At 69.1% G+C, this 14598-nt stretch carries 11 protein-coding genes; 5 read left to right on the forward strand and 6 right to left on the reverse strand.

What is annotated here, in order from left to right; translation table 11 throughout:
* Nucleotides 1-8 precede the first annotated feature (8 nt).
* The 5 genes from PSQ21_RS28245 to PSQ21_RS28265 form a co-directional block, all read right to left on the reverse strand.
* A complete protein-coding gene (locus PSQ21_RS28245) occupies nucleotides 9-1754 on the reverse strand; it encodes an N-6 DNA methylase (RefSeq protein WP_337961688.1) in 1746 nt (581 codons plus the stop codon).
* Nucleotides 1755-1787: 33 nt separating this feature from the next.
* Nucleotides 1788-2147 (reverse strand): type II toxin-antitoxin system VapC family toxin, encoded by a 360-nt coding sequence (locus tag PSQ21_RS28250; protein WP_274034094.1) that lies wholly within the window; start codon nucleotides 2145-2147, stop codon nucleotides 1788-1790.
* 412 nt (nucleotides 2148-2559) lie between these two features.
* Nucleotides 2560-2733: a hypothetical protein gene (locus tag PSQ21_RS28255; RefSeq protein ID WP_274034095.1), complete on the reverse strand. Its 174-nt coding sequence runs from the start codon at nucleotides 2731-2733 to the stop codon at nucleotides 2560-2562.
* Between the two features lie 116 nt (nucleotides 2734-2849).
* Nucleotides 2850-3770: an MBL fold metallo-hydrolase gene (locus tag PSQ21_RS28260; protein WP_274035979.1), complete on the reverse strand. Its 921-nt coding sequence runs from the start codon at nucleotides 3768-3770 to the stop codon at nucleotides 2850-2852.
* 29 nt (nucleotides 3771-3799) lie between these two features.
* Complete coding sequence (locus tag PSQ21_RS28265; protein WP_274034096.1) at nucleotides 3800-5134, reverse strand: MFS transporter; 1335 nt, start codon at nucleotides 5132-5134, stop codon at nucleotides 3800-3802.
* Nucleotides 5135-5281: 147 nt separating this feature from the next.
* Here PSQ21_RS28265 and PSQ21_RS28270 point away from each other — a divergent pair, with 147 nt between their 5' ends.
* From PSQ21_RS28270 to PSQ21_RS28280, 3 genes are all read left to right on the forward strand, one after another.
* Nucleotides 5282-5488 carry a hypothetical protein gene (locus PSQ21_RS28270; protein ID WP_274034097.1) on the forward strand — a complete coding sequence of 69 codons (207 nt, stop codon included), beginning with the start codon at nucleotides 5282-5284 and terminating at the stop codon, nucleotides 5486-5488.
* Nucleotides 5475-6866: an amidase gene (locus PSQ21_RS28275; RefSeq protein ID WP_274034098.1), complete on the forward strand. Its 1392-nt coding sequence runs from the start codon at nucleotides 5475-5477 to the stop codon at nucleotides 6864-6866. Before PSQ21_RS28270 ends, PSQ21_RS28275 begins: the two co-directional genes overlap by 14 nt.
* Nucleotides 6867-7010: 144 nt before the next feature.
* Nucleotides 7011-7595 carry a TetR/AcrR family transcriptional regulator gene (locus tag PSQ21_RS28280; protein ID WP_274034099.1) on the forward strand — a complete coding sequence of 195 codons (585 nt, stop codon included), beginning with the start codon at nucleotides 7011-7013 and terminating at the stop codon, nucleotides 7593-7595.
* A gap of 608 nt (nucleotides 7596-8203) precedes the next feature.
* Here PSQ21_RS28280 and PSQ21_RS28285 read toward each other — a convergent pair.
* Nucleotides 8204-9637, reverse strand: a complete 1434-nt coding sequence (locus tag PSQ21_RS28285) for an endo-1,4-beta-xylanase (RefSeq protein ID WP_274034100.1) — start codon at nucleotides 9635-9637, stop codon at nucleotides 8204-8206.
* A 540-nt stretch (nucleotides 9638-10177) separates the two neighbouring features.
* On the opposite strand from PSQ21_RS28285, the gene PSQ21_RS28290 reads away from it, so the two are divergent.
* On the forward strand, nucleotides 10178-11644 hold the full coding sequence (locus PSQ21_RS28290; RefSeq protein ID WP_274034101.1) for a non-reducing end alpha-L-arabinofuranosidase family hydrolase: 1467 nt from the start codon (nucleotides 10178-10180) through the stop codon (nucleotides 11642-11644).
* A gap of 602 nt (nucleotides 11645-12246) precedes the next feature.
* Entirely contained in the window at nucleotides 12247-14526 is a 2280-nt protein-coding gene (gene yicI / locus PSQ21_RS28295) for an alpha-xylosidase (protein ID WP_274034102.1), read from the forward strand.
* Nucleotides 14527-14598 lie beyond the last annotated feature (72 nt).

Raw genomic sequence — 14598 nt, forward strand, 5'->3', positions numbered from 1 at the left:
CCGACGGGTCACTCGCCGGAATCGTCCGCAGGAGGTGCAAGGGCTCCGTTGGTCAGCCCCTCCCGGGCCAGAGCGGCTGCCTCCTTCCCCAGTTCGGCCAGACTCGCGACGCGTTCCTCGAACTCTTGGAGAGAACGGAAGACGGCTCCGTAGCGACGCTGGTCGGCGACCGCCATCTGCGGGATGCGGGCCGCCCGCGCGTCCACACGGTGCGTTCCGCTGGTACTGGTCGAGCGGCGGACGTTGGACGCGCTCTGAAGAAAGCCGCGCAGGTAGTCCGTATCGAGTTGAGGACTCAGGGATTGGGGGCCGCCGGCGCCCGCCTCGATCAGTCCCGCTCGGGACAGATCCGCGAGGCTGACCGTGGCTGTGTCCAGAGAGTCTTCTCCCGCCGTTTCCCGCAAGGCCGGCAGGAGTGCGCCCAGCGCTTGGAGCTGCTGCTCGATCTCTTCGCGCAGGGACCAGTACTCCGCCCGGAAGTCCTGGGTGGAACGGTGGATGTGAAGGTTCGGCGTGAGGTCCACGGTCTCGTCGAGGAGGTCGATGAGGGGGATGTCGGCGACCTGGTCGCTGGTGGGTTCTAGGGGTCCGTCCGGATCGTTGCCCGTCAGGTCGACCATGCGGACGTGTGACGGAGTCGTGTCGTCCGGTTTCGGGCGGCGGAGGATCCAGAGCAGTACGGGGACGGAGTGCGAGGAGGCGACTCCACCCGGTAGCGCGATGACGTGGGCGAGGATTCCCCGCCGTACGAGTTCCGCCCGGATCCGGCGTCCAGCCTTGCGGTAGGCCACGGATGACGGCATGACGATCACCGTGCGGCCGCCAGGGGCGGTGTGGGCGTAACAGTGCTGGAGCCAGGCGAGCTCCCCCTCCGCCTTGGAGGGGGTGCCAAGCTCCCATCGTGCGTCGAGGAGCAGTTCCTCGCGCCCCCAGTCCGGGCCGACGGCGGGAGGCTCGCACACGACGAGGTCGGCGCGGAGCGAGGGCCAGGCATCCGCCCGCAGCGAGTCACCCGCTTGGATCACCGCATCGGCTCGGCCGCTCAACTTGGCTCGGAGTTCCGCGAACCGTGCTGCTGCGGGGTCGATCTCCTGCCCGCGAATGACCGTACTGCCGTCGTCCCCCGCAACCATGAGAAGGACCCCGATCCCGCAGGCGGGATCGAAGACGGTGGTGCCCTTGGGCAAAGGGCCCACAAAGTGAGCGACCGCCCGGGCGATCCTCGCCGAGGTCACCTGATCCGAGCCGCTGCGACGCGCCGAATCCTGAAAGCGTTCGACGAGTCCGTCGGCCACGTCGGTTGGTGTGGCGCTCTGTGCTGACGAGGCGACGATCGCAGCCGCTGCGGAGTCGAGACCAGACGGATTTCCCGTCGAAAGGAATGCTGCGACCGAAGACAGGCCGCTGATCATGTCATCGCCGAACGACGCGCGGAGCGCCTGCCAGAGCCGGACTTCGTCGGACACGTCATGGCTCTTCCGCTGGTTCGCGAGCCATGCCCGTACATCGGTAAGGGAAAACAGAGGTGTGCCTGAACTGCCTCCCGCCGGGGCGGGGAAGTCCTTGTGGCGGCGTCTCCAGTTCGACACAGCGGCTCGTGTCACGCCCGCGATGCGAGCGATCTCGGCCCCGGTGATCAAAGGGTCTACTGCACCCGCGTCATCCCTCATACGGAAACCGTACACGCCATTGCAGACACGCGGTAAGTGTTGGGCGTTGACGTCGTCAACGTGTTCATCTGGGACGGAAGTCATCCGCTTGTGCAGGAACGTGAGCGGCGGTGGGATTCAGACCTTCATGACGGTGGCGTGCCCGCGGCAAAGCGCTGTGAGGTCCTCAGGATCGGAAGCAGGGATCGTGGCCGGCCCTGGTGAGGCCAGTGCGGTGGCGGCGAGTATGGCGTCGATGGCGTACTTGTGGCCGTGCGGGCCGGCGTCGGCGAGCAGGATGGCGGCGTGGCGGGCGATCGGCTCGGTGATCGGTTCCACGACCAGGCGGGAGAGTGTCCACTCCAGGGCAGGGCGGTTGATGCGGGAGTGGGCCACTTCGGCCAAGGCGACTGCCGAGGTGATCACACGGAGGTCGTCGGTGCGGGCCAGGGCGAGCCGGGCGTGACCGTTTGGCGGGCAGGCGGCCGAGGTGATCACTTGAAGGCCGGCGTCACAAGCGACTGCGAGCGGCTTGCGGACCTCGTGGTCGCGTTGTGCAGTCTCGGCGAGCCTTCGCCGGCGGCGAAAAGATCACGCTCGCGAGCTCGCCCCGCTTGGTGGCGGCATCCGGGCCGTCGAGGGGCAGTACGCGTGCGTCGAAAGGCCGCGCGTAGCGCCCATGGCGCACGTAGTGCACATGGATCTTGAGTCCGTTTTGCGCACCACGTGTCTCTGACCTGCGGTTTTCATTAACCTGTTCTTGGCTCTACATGTTTTCGATGACGCATCATGTGGAGTGTGTGGCGATTCTGGAGCCTGCTGCAAAGGGCGCCTGACCTGCAGTTTTTCCGGGGTTCTCAGGCGCGGCGGGATGTTCCGCTGGTCACGCAGGCGCTGCGCCATCTGCTCGTCAGTCTTTCCGACGTGTCAGCTTGCCGGTGTAGTGGATCAGTACCGTCTGGACGTCGAACGACAGGACCAGGCCGGCGCCGCTGCCGGGGAGAGGCGTGGCGGCGCCGAGCGCGCTCTTCAGGTCTTTGGGCTTGGCCAAGTCCTCGATGATCTCCTTGGCGGCCTTCCACATGGCCCGGTCGAGCTCCTGGCCGCTCCCGGGCTGTCCGGTCGCGGACGCTCAGGACGTCACCCGCACGGACTCGGTGGGACTCGGTGCGTGGCACGTCCCGGGTGCTCCCATCCGCTTCAGCCGCCGGTGGGCGCGACCTCCCTTGAGGGAGCCGGAACCAGACGGTACCCGCCGTCCTCGCGGAGCACGTGTCCGGCGGTCGGTTGCGGGAAGTGGCTCCCGAGCAGGAGCGTTGACGTACCGGCCAGCGAGCCGAGCAGCTTGTTCCGGGTCCTGGCCGCGAGTTCGGGAGCGACGTCCACACAGCTGCAGAGCTCCGGATGCGCCATCTGGACCGGGTGGTGGATGCTGTCGCCGGTGACCAGTGCGGTCTCGCCACGGCTGCTCAGTTCCACCGCTACCTGCCCCGGTGTGTGGCCGGGAACGGGCAGCAGACGGATGCCCGGCGCGACGTCCGTGCCCTCGTCCGCTACATCGATGAGGTCGAACAGCCCTGCTTCCCGGACGGGATGGACCGAGTCCCGGAACATCTGCCGGCGAGCCTCCTCCATGTCGACACCCGCCCAGTAGTCCCACTCGGTGCGTGAGGTGAGATAGCGCGCGTTCGGGAAGGTGGGCACCCAGGCGTCGCCCTCGGCGCGTGTGTTCCACCCCACGTGGTCGGCGTGGAGGTGGGTCAGGACCACGATGTCAATGGCCTCCGGCGCGAAGCCCGCCGCCCGTAGCCGTGCTTCGTAGTCGCTGTTCAGGTTGTGCCAGGCGGGGTTGGCGCGCCGCTTCCCGTTTCCGATGCCGGTGTCCACCAGCACGTGCATGCCGTCCACCTCGATGGCGAAGCTGTGACTTGCCAGGCGCAGGACGCCTTGTGCGTCGGCGAATTCGGGGCTCAGCCAGGGCGTCCGGCTCACGAGGTCGGTGGTTGCCCCGGGCAGCAGCCACGGACCGGTCCGGGCGGGCAGGCCGACTTCGTCGATGCGTCGTACGGTGTGGTCGCCCACCGTCCAGGAAGAGGCGGGGGCAGTGATGGACTTGGTCATCTGCGATGAGGTGAACACGGCGGCTTCCCTTACCTGTTGTCGGTCGCGAGGACGGAGATCTCTGGAGCGGGTGTGTCGGGTGTGTGGGGTGAGGCGGATGTGCAGTGGCTCGTTGCCGGACGGGAGTGGGTGCCCGGGGAGGGTGACCGGCGCCGACTGCGCAGCGACGCGGTCAGCGTCGCGACCGCGACGGACGCCAGTACGGCCACGCCGCCGGCATAGGCCACTGCTGCCGCGCGTAGCCCGAGGCCGGCGGTGAGGGCACCGGCTCCGATGGCGGGCAGACTCATCGCCAGGTAGCTGAGTACGTAATAGGAGGCGAGCGTGCCGCCCTTCTCCCGGGCCGGGACCGAGTCGACGACCGCCCGCAGCGCACCCTGGGAGACGGCCCCGAAGCCGAACCCGGCCAGCGCCACCCCGGCGAAGAGAAGTACGGGGGCGGCGAGATGGAGGGCGGCCAGGGTCAGGACCGCCGCCGGAATCACCGCCCAGCTCCCGAGAAGAGCGGAGACGTCGGCACGCATCCTGCGTGTGAAGTACACCGTCGGGACGGCGACGGCCGTCAGCGTGAAGAAGACCGTGCCGCCGGCGTATTCGGGTCCGCCGGGGGAGATGAGCCGTGTGAAGCCCGGTCCCAGGGACGAGTAGAAGCCACCGAGTGCCCAGACGGCGACGACGCCGGAGCCGTTGAGCAGGAGAGCGTGGGCGGCCGCCGACGGCAGTGCCAGGTGGGGGCGCATCGACCGCAGTGCTCCGGGACGGCGGCGGACGGTCTCGGGCGTCGAGACAAGGGCGATGGCCTGCGCGGCGAATACGGCCATCAGGACCGCGTACACCGTGATCGTCGGAACGGGGGCGAAGAGCACCATGAGGGTGGCTGCCAGGACGCCGGCCGACATGCCCGCCAGGGGCGCGATGCTGTTGGCCAGAGCGGAGCGGCCGGGCCGGGCGGGGTCTTCCAGGTCGAGGAGAGCCGCACCTGCCGCGCTGGTCGCCGCGCCCGTCGCGATGCCCTGCAGGACGCGGGTGCCGATCAGCGTGGTCAGGTCGCCGGCCGTCGCGAACAGTGCCATGGAAGCGAACTGGACCGCGAGCGCGCCCAGGAGCACGGGACGGCGTCCGACATGGTCGGAAAGGGTTCCGGTCGTCAGCAGCGCGACCAGGAGCGCCAGGGCGTAGGCGCTGAAGACCACGGTGATGTCGAGGGACGACAGCTGCCACTGAGCCTGGTAGTGGGGGTACAGCGGGATCGGCGCGCTGGATGCGGCGAGCAGCGCTATCAGGATCGAGCCGTGCAAGGCGAACGGCAGCCGTCCGGATGGGGAGGTGCGGGGAGGCGCGAGGCCCGCGGGGGCGCTCTGCATGAGGGTCCTTCCCGTGCTAAAAGCGATTGGTTTGCGTTAAGTCACCGTAGGTCCTACGATCGACTAAAGCAAATGATTCGCTTTACGGGGGTCGAGGGTTCTGTACCGGCCCCGGCCCGTCGCGCCGCACAGATCCGGAAGGAAGCCATGACCAGCGAACTCACCCCCCAAGAGGCAGCCCGAGGGGCGCTGCGGGCGGGGCTCTCCCTCGGGGACGGCCGGCACGAGGGAGTGGCCATGACGGCCAACTACATCCACTCCGTGATCAGCACGTTGCGCGAGCTCGATTTCGGCGAGATCCCTCCCGCGTCTTCCTACCGAGCCGGACAGGGGAACGCCGATGCAACCGTTTGAGCTGTCGCTGACCGAAGCCTCCCGAGCGGTGCGCGCACGGGAGCTGTCCCCCGTCGAACTCACCGAATCGGTGCTCGCCCGTATCGCCGCCGTCGAAGGACGGCTGGGCGCCTACGTCACCGTCGCCGCCGACGCGGCCCTGGCCGCAGCGGTCCGCGCCGAACGGGAGATCTCCGTGAGCGGCCCGCGTGGGCCGTTGCATGGGATCCCCATGGCGCTCAAGGATCTGATCGACGCAGAGGGGGTGCCCACCACGGCGAGCTCGCACGTCCGGGCGGGGCACGTGGCGGAACACGACAGCCGGGTGGCCGAACGGCTCGGCGCCGCCGGGGCCGTCCTCCTGGGCAAGACGCACACGCACGAGTTCGCCTACGGCCTGACCACTCCGCAGACGAACAACGCGTGGGACCACAGCCGGGTCGCCGGCGGGTCGAGCGGCGGCTCGGCGGTAGCGGTCGCCGCCGGCGGGGCGACGTTCGCCATGGGCACGGACACGGGCGGTTCCATCCGGGTCCCCGCTGCCCTGAACGGCGTGGTGGGCCTCAAGCCGACCTACGGCCTGGTCCCCCGCACTGGCGTGACCGCGTTGTCCTGGTCCCTGGACCACGTGGGTCCTCTCACCCGCACCGTCCAGGACGCCGCGCTGGTGCTGTCGGCGACCGCCGGCCACGACCCGCGCGACCCGGCGAGCGTGGCAGGCCCCACGCTGGACGGCTTCCCGGGAGGCGACCTGCGAGGGCTGAAGGTCGGCGTACCGCGGAATCACTACTTCGACCGGGTCGCGCCCGAGGTCGAGGAGTCCGTACGCGGCGCGATCGAGCGGCTGGCGGAGCTGGGGGCAGAGCTCGTCGACGTCGAGATCCCGATGGCGCGCTACATCCAGGCCGTTCAGTGGGGGCTTATGGTTCCCGAGGCCACCGCCTACCACGAACGGTCGCTGCGGGCCGCCCCCGACCTGTACGCGGCGGACGTTCGCATCCTGCTGGAGGCCGGCGAACTCACCTCTGCGGGCGACTACCTTCGCGCCCAGCGGGCCCGCACCATGATGCGAGACGCCTGGGCTCGCATGTTCGACGGGATCGACGTCCTCGCCGCACCCACGGTGCCGATGACCGCCGCCGAGGCGGGGCAGGAAGCCGTCGAGTGGGCCGATGGCACGACCGAGGCCGTGTCGGACAGCTACGTCCGCCTCTGTGCCCCGGCCAACATCACCGGCATCCCGGCCCTCAGTCTGCCGGTCGGCCACGACCGCGCCGGGCTGCCGATCGGTATGCAGCTGATGGCGCGCGCCTTCCGCTACGCGACGGTGCTCCGTGTGGGCCGGGTCTACGAGGAGTCGGCGGCCGGTGCGGGGCGGCTTGCTCCCCTGGCCGCCTGAGAGAAGGCGGACGTTCCGGCCGGCCGGCGCGGTCGCGTCGCCGCAGAGGTGTCCGTCGTGCTCGGGCACCCGGACACGCCACCCCGCGGGTCGCCGAGGCCGGCCACCGCCTAGAAGCAACAAAATCGCATTAAGGTGGATCGCATGAGTCCCAAGCCCATGGCCCGCCCCGGCGGGCGCAGCGCACGCGTACAGGAGTCCGTCCATGGGGCGGTACGTGAACTCGTAGGGGAGGTGGGCCGCGACGCGCTCACGGTCCCGATGGTGGCCACGCGGGCGGGCGTGACCCCCTCCACGATCTACCGTCGTTGGGGCGACCTGCAGGAACTCCTGTCCGACGTGGCCGTCGAACGACTGCGTCCGGAAACGGATCCGGCCGACCTCGGAAGCCTGCGGGCGGATCTCGACGCGTGGGCGGAACAGTTCGTCGACGAGATGGCCTCGCCGCCCGGGCGCGCCTACATCCGGGACGCGCTGCTCGGCGACCCCGACGGAACCAATGCCGGTTTGTGTTCGGCGTATGCCGCAGAGCAGATCGACGTCGTGCTGGCCCGTGCGGTGCGGCGGGGGGAGCCGGTGCCCGAGACGGAACTGCTGATCGACCGTGTCGTGGCCCCGATCATGTACCGCATCCTCTTCCGCCCTGGCCGCCTGGACGCCGCATACGCGCGCGAACTCGTGACGAGCGCCGTGTACGCCCAGCGACCAGGACACGGCCCTCGGGCGTGACGCCCGTTCGACGCCCCGGGCGCCGAAGGGTCCTCGGGGGAGCAGAGATGCCCCCTGACCTGGTGTTGTGCGAGATCCGCCCTGCCGGGTCAACTTCCCGATGACGCATTACGGGGAGTGCGCAACTCTCCTTGAGCATCACGGAAAGGCCGTTGACCTGCAGGTTCGGAGGGTGTGCATGGCGTGTGCCATTTCCGAAAGCTGCCAGAGCCGACGGCTACGCGATGCAGCTTTCCGGCGTCGTCTCCTCAGAGTCGACCGAGGAAACGCGAACCTGCTCACCTCGGGATTCTGCCTGCCCGGCCTCGCATGTCCTGCACCGGCCCGAACCGATCGCGCCATACCCAAGCCGGTGGATCCGCGCTGAACTGAGCCGGAACAGGGCCGGCCGTGCCATCCTTTCGGCCTGGCCAGGGCCACGCGGGCGGAGGTGCTGATCAGCCGCATCACCGGCGGGGACCGTAGGTCGAGCGTCCTGGCTGCCGCCGCCTCGGCGGACCCCGGATGCACTGCGGCGCCCCGGGTCCGTCAACGAGGTCTTCCTGGAGGGCGGGAGTGCCGCCCTCCAGGCCGTCGTCGGATCGTCCCTTCGTCTGTGGCAGGTCCCGTCAGGTGAGGGTCCAGCGCTGGTTACTGCCGTTGGAGCACGAGTAGAGCTGGATCAGGGTGCCGTTGGCGGTGCCGGTCCCGACGGCGTCGAGGCAGAGGCCGGACTGGACGCCGACGATGGATCCGTCGGAGTTCACGCGCCACTTCTGGTTGTCGCCGCCCCAGCAGCTGTAGATCTGGACCTTGCTGCCGTTGCTCGTGCCGGCGGCGTCCAGGCATTTGTCGCCGTAGACCCGGAACTCACCCGAGTCGGTGGCCACCCACTGCTGGTTGCTGCTGCCGGCGCAGTCCCACAGGTGGAGCTGGGTGCCGTCGTCGGTGCTGGCGTTGGGTACATCCAGGCAGCGGTTCGAACCGACGCCCTTGATCTGTCCGGCACCCGCCGGGGGCTCAGTGGTGTCGCCGGCGTTGAGTGCGTTGAGGACGGCCGAGTAGGCGGCCTTCTTGCTGCCGTCGTTGTTGAACAGCAGCGGTGTGTGCTCCGGTCGCCAGGAGTCGCTGTCGCGCACACCCCAGACGGTGATGCCGAGGCAGCGCTCGACGGCCAGGCAGTCGTTGGTCACGTTGGCGTAGGTCGTGGGCGAGGCGCCCTGGATGTCCAGCTCGGTGACGGCGACGTCGACGCCGAGGGCGGCGAAGTTCTGCAGTGTGGTACGGAAGTTGCTGTTGTAGGGGCTGCCGCTGTTGAAGTGCGCCTGGAAGCCGACGCAGTCGATCGGCACGCCGCGCTGCTTGAAGTCCCGGACCATGGAGTACATGGCCTGCGTCTTGGCCCAGGTCCAGTTCTCGACGTTGTAGTCGTTGTAGCAGAGCTTGGCGGACGGGTCGGCGGCGCGCGCGGTGCGGAAGGCGACCTCGATCCAGTCGTTGCCGCTGCGCTGCAGGTTGGAGTCGCGTCGGGCGCCCGAACTGCCGTCCGCGAAGGCCTCGTTCACGACGTCCCACTGGACGATCTTGCCCCTGTAGTGGGCCATCACGCCGTTGATGTGGCCGATCATCGCCTGGCGCAGATCGCTGCCGCTGAGGCTCTGCATCCAGCCGGGCTGCTGGGAGTGCCAGGCCAGGGTGTGGCCACGCACCTCCTTGCCGTTCTGCACCGCCCAGTTGTAGACGCGGTCGGCGGAGCTGAAGTTGAACTGGCCCCGCTGCGGTTCGGTGGCGTCGATCTTCATCTCGTTCTCGGCCGTCACCATGGTGAACTCACGGTTCGCGATCGACGTGTACGTCGAGTCGCCGAGTCTGCCCGAGGCGATGGCGGTGCCGAAATAGCGGCCGCTCTGCGCCGCCGCGGCGCCCAGCGTGCTCTCGGCGGCGTGCGCTTCCGGTGGCGCGACCAGCGCGGCGGACACGCCGAGGACGCCGACGACCAGCGCCAGCAGCAGGCTGCGGGTTTTCCGGCGGATGACGGGTCCGGGAGGGGCGTAGGAGCCCATGACTGTGCCTCCAAGGTGGACATCACGGAAGGACTGAGGCGGTGCGCGGATCTGCCGCGCGGGGCGGGAGGCCGAGACCGGCGTTCGGTGTCCCGGCCCACGGTCGGTTCCTCAGACAGGGATGATTGAGGCATCGGTGATGGGCCGTCAATACTCTCCGCAAGAGAAGTTTCGATTGGTGATCCGAAACTTTCCGGCGCGTCGGCGCGTGGGAGTGCGGCCCCGGCGCCGTCGTCGGCGAACGTCGTGGGGCCGCGGTCGGGGCACCTGCGCGGACGCTGTTTGCCCGGCGTTTCTCACCCGCGCATACGCCTTGGGCCGGCGAACCGCATGCGCGAACCCGGGAGAGGTCAGGCCCGGAGGGCGTGTTGTTTACGGACAGATCCGTGGCAAGCCTTGACCGGAGAACCCCGCATCCCTAACTTGTGGCGACAAAGTATCGGGGCGTTCTCGAAACTTTCGAAACCGTTCCGGACTCACGGCACTTCCGCTCCGCTGTTCATCAGGGTCACCTCAGCCCAGCCCCAGGAGGCGCAGCTCATGTGGTATCGCCCCTCGTCCCCGCCCCGGTCCAGACGCCTGCTCGCGGTCCTCGCGCCCTTGTTGCTCGTCGCCGCCTTCCTCGGTGCCCAGCCCGCCGGGGCGGCGACCGTGGACCCCGACGCCTCGTACGTGCTGGTCAATCGCAACAGCGGCAAGGCCCTGGACGTCTACAACAGGGCGACCGCCGACGGCGCCCGCATCACTCAGTGGACCAGGAACGACCAGAGCCAGCAGCAGTGGCAGTTCGTCGATTCCGGGGGCGGCTTCTACCGCATCAAGTCCCGCCACTCGGGCAAGGTGCTCGACGTCCACAACTGGTCCACCGCGAACGGCGGATCGATCGTCCAGTGGGCCGACCTGAACGCCGCCAACCAGCAATGGCGCCTGGCCGACAGCTCGGACGGCTACGTACGGTTCGTCTCGCGCCACAGCGGCAAGGCCCTCGAGATACAAGGCGCCTCCACCGTCGACAACGCGAACACCGTCCAGTACGACGACTGGGGCGGCACCCATCAGCAGTGGCAGCTCGTCAAGGTCGGCGGCGGCAACACCGGCCCGTGCGATCTTCCGGTCACCTACCGCTGGGCGTCATCGGGCCCGTTGGCGCAGCCCAGGCCGGGGTGGGTCTCGTTGAAGGACTTCACCGTCGTCCCCTACGAGGGCAGACAGCTCGTCTACGCGACGACGCACGACACGGGGACGCGCTGGGCTTCGATGAACTTCGGCCTGTTCTCCGACTGGCCGGAGATGGCCTCGGCCGACCAGAACGCGATGTCGGCTTCCACCGTCGCGCCTACGCTCTTCTACTTCGCGCCGAAGAGCATCTGGGTGCTCGCCTACCAGTGGGGCGGGTCCGCCTTCTCCTACCGGACGTCGAGCGATCCCACCGACCCGAACGGCTGGTCATCCCCGCAGGTGCTCTTCTCCGGAAGCATCCCCGACTCCGGGACAGGTCCCATCGACCAGACGCTCATCGGTGACGGGACGAACATGTACCTGTTCTTCGCCGGCGACAACGGCAAGATCTACCGTGCCAGTATGCCGATCGGGAACTTCCCGGGCAGCTTCGGTGCGACCTCGACAGTGATCATGAGCGATACGACGAACAACCTGTTCGAAGCCCCGCAGGTCTACAAGCTGGAGGGCCAGAACCGCTACCTCATGATCGTCGAGGCGATCGGCTCGCAGGGCCGCTACTTCCGCTCGTTCACGGCGACCAGTTTGAACGGCGCGTGGACACCCCAGGCGGCGACCGAGGGCAACCCCTTCGCCGGCAAGGCCAACAGCGGCGCCACCTGGACCGACGACATCAGTCACGGCGAACTGATCCGCTCAAGCCCCGACCAGACCATGACCGTCGATCCCTGCCACCTGCAGTTCCTCTACCAGGGGCGCAGCCCCGCCTCCGGTGGCGACTACGGTCTCCTGCCCTACCGTCCTGGAGTGCTGACGCTGCGGCGCTGACGACGTGACACCTGTACGGCCGGCTCCGGTACGGGGCCGTTGCGGCGGGCTCGGCGGAAGGCCGGGCCCGCTTCGCTCTGCCCACGGTGTCAGCGTTCGTACGGGGACGGCGCGCGGAGGTGGCCGGCGTCCGCACTCTGCCTGCCTGCCCGACCGATTCGCCGACGCTGTCCGATTCCCTTGCGCGGCTCCGTGAGGCCGCCTGCCCCGACAGGGTCATCGAAACGACCGGCACGCGCAACCTCTTGAAGCGCTTCGACAAAGTGTGGGGCGAATCGAGTCATACGGGGAGTCAGTACATCTGCGAGGTGCCTGGACGTATGCGCATCTCTTGACCCCAGGGGCGTTTGTTGGAACGGTGTCGGACGGCAGTGCAGCCGTAGCTCGTCGAAGCGATTCGATGCCGGGAGTTCAGATGCGGGTCGTCGGTGCCCACGCCCCTTGTGGGACCCCTCCCCCGAGGGGGAGGCGGCGCGTACGGATCCGTGCGCGCCGTCGGTCTGCGGGACGCGTCGGTCCCGGTCCCCCCACCGCTTCGGCCCGCCCGTGGGGCCCCGTACTCCTCGCCCGATCACGCCATCCCTCACACCAAGGAACACCGGATGAAGTTCAGCGACGGCTTCTGGCTGATGCGCGAGGGCGTCCGCGCCTCGTACGCCACCGAAGTACGCGATCTCCATGTCAGCGCCGACCACATCACGGCGTACGCGGCCGTCACGCCCGTGCGCCATCGTGGGGACACCCTCAACTCGGCGCTCATCACCACCGAGTTCTTCTCTCCGGCCGAGGGGGTCATCGGCGTCCGCGTCACCCATCACGCGGGCAAGCGGCACCCCGGGCCCGACTTCGCGCTGCCGGGCGAGGGGGCGCGGGCCGACGCGGGACGCACCCGGCGTGAGGGCGATCTCGTCGAGCTGCGCAGCGGACCGCTCACGCTGCGCCTCGACACCGGGAAGCCGTGGAGGCTCGACTTCCTGGACGGGAGCGGCCACCGGCTGACCGCCGCCGAGCGCAGGGGCACCGCCTTCGCGACCACCCCCGAGGGCGCGCACCACATGGCCGTCCAGCTCGCCCTCGGCGTCGGTGAGCAGGTCTACGGTCTCGGCGAGCGCTTCACGCCCTTCGTCAAGAACGGCCAGACCGTCGACATCTGGCAGGCCGACGGCGGCACCAGCAGCGAGCTGGCGTACAAGAACATCCCGTTCTACCTCTCCTCGCGCGGCTACGGCGTCTTCGTCAACCACCCCGGCAAGGTGTCCTTCGAGGTCGGATCGGAGTCGGTCGGCCAGGTCCAGTTCAGCGTCGAGGACCAGACCCTGGAGTACTACGTCGTCGCGGGGCCGACTCCCAAGGAGGTGCTGGCCCGCTACACCGCCCTCACCGGCCGCCCCGCCCTGCCGCCCGCCTGGTCGTTCGGCCTGTGGCTCACCACGTCCTTCTGCACCGCCTACGACGAGGCCACCGTCACGTCGTTCGTCGAGGGCATGGAGAAGCGGAACATCCCGCTCTCCGTCTTCCACTTCGACTGCTTCTGGATGCGCGCGTACCAGTGGTCGGATTTCCAGTGGGACCCCCGGACCTTCCCCGACCCGGAGGGCATGCTCGCCCGGCTGAAGGCCCGCGGGCTGAAGATCAGCATGTGGATCAACCCGTACATCGCGCAGAAGTCGACGCTGTTCGCCGAGGGCGCCGCGCGTGGGTACCTGGTCCGCCGGCCGAACGGCGACATCTGGCAGTGGGACCTCTGGCAGCCCGGCATGGCCCTGGTCGACTTCACCAACCCCGGGGCCCGGGCCTGGTTCCAGGACAGGCTGAGGCCACTGCTCGACCAGGGCGTCGACTGCTTCAAGACGGACTTCGGCGAGCGCGTGCCGACGGACGTCGTCTGGCACGACGGCTCCGACCCCGAGCGGATGCACAACTACTACGCCCACCTCTACAACAAGACCGTCTTCGAGCTTCTGGAGGAGGAGCGCGGCACCGGTGAGGCCGTCCTCTTCGCCCGTTCGGCGACCGCCGGCGGGCAGCAGTTCCCCGTTCACTGGGGTGGCGACTGCTTCGCCTCCTTCGAGGCCATGGCCGAGTCGCTGCGCGGCGGGCTTTCGCTGTCCCTGAGCGGCTTCGGCTTCTGGAGCCACGACATCGGCGGCTTCGAGGGCACCCCGGACCCGGACGTGTTCAAGCGATGGCTCGCCTTCGGCCTGCTCTCCTCGCACAGCCGGCTGCACGGCAACGTGTCCTACCGGGTGCCGTGGGAGTTCGGTGAGGAGGCCGTCGACGTCGCGCGGCAGTTCACCCTGCTCAAGCACCGGCTGATGCCCTACCTCTACGGGGTGGCCGTCGAGGCCCACGCCACCGGCGTCCCCGTCATGCGCCCGATGCTCCTCGAATTCCCCGAGGACCCCGCCTGCCGCACCGTGGACCGGCAGTACATGCTCGGCCCGGACCTCCTGGTCGCCCCCGTCTTCACCGCGAACGGCGAGGTGGAGTACTACCTGCCGAGAGGGGCCTGGACTCATCTGCTGACCGGTGAGACGGTGGCCGGCCCGGTGTGGCGGCGGGAACGGCACGGCTTCGACAGCCTGCCGCTCTTCGTACGGGAGGGAGCGGTACTGCCCCTCGGCGCGGACGACCAGAAGCCGGACTCCGACTGGCTGGACGAGCTGACCTTGCGCGTCCATCCGGTGTCGGACGGCACGCCCTTGCGCCGTTCGGTCACGGTGCCCGACCTGACGGGCCGGGCGGCGGCGGTCTTCCACCTCGCACAGGACCACGACGGCCTGCGCGTGCGTGCCGTGGGGACCGACCGTCCCTACCGGGTGGAGGTGGCCGGTGGCGGCTGTGCCCGGGGCGCCGGTGATGTGGTCGTGTCCATGCCCTGACGAGCGGTTCCCGGGCCGGCCGTGCCCCGGCCCGACGCCGTGGACGAGGACGGACACGGCGCGGCCCGGCAC

It is taken from the genome of Streptomyces sp. MMBL 11-1, from assembly GCF_028622875.1.
GTDB lineage: Bacteria > Actinomycetota > Actinomycetes > Streptomycetales > Streptomycetaceae > Streptomyces.